Here is a 361-nt window from a genome sequence, read left to right on the forward strand (position 1 = left end):
CACGAACGTTCCACGCAGCGCCGTCCGGCCGGTCCGGGCGGCGCTTCGCCATGTCCGGGGCGGGACGCGGCACTCGGTGCCCCCCGGCCCGGCAACCTGACAGGAAATCAGCCGGACTGTGTCGGAATCATCGCGTCCGGGAATTCTCCGAAGAGCGGCTCCATTTCGAAAAACAACCAAACCGGATGGTATTCAATGACACAGTGTCCGGCACCTGACGGAGTTCGAAACACGCCGTTGACCTCGTAGTTTGCCCTGCTCAGACTCATGAAAGGTTGCCCTCCGCGCCGGACCAGAACGCAGCGGCGGTATTCGCAGCCGCCCTTTCCCGGCAGCCGAGGAATTAACGACCACGGAGGTT

General features: G+C 63.2%; 1 protein-coding gene. It reads right to left on the reverse strand.

Annotated features, from left to right (window positions below; all coding sequences use genetic code 11):
- Nucleotides 1-107 precede the first annotated feature (107 nt).
- Nucleotides 108-361 (reverse strand): hypothetical protein (locus ABD323_RS43300; RefSeq protein ID WP_344447516.1); only part of this gene is annotated, 254 nt, incomplete at its 5' end.

Origin of the sequence: Kitasatospora nipponensis (assembly GCF_039528135.1) — a bacterium.
Taxonomy (GTDB): domain Bacteria; phylum Actinomycetota; class Actinomycetes; order Streptomycetales; family Streptomycetaceae; genus Kitasatospora; species Kitasatospora nipponensis.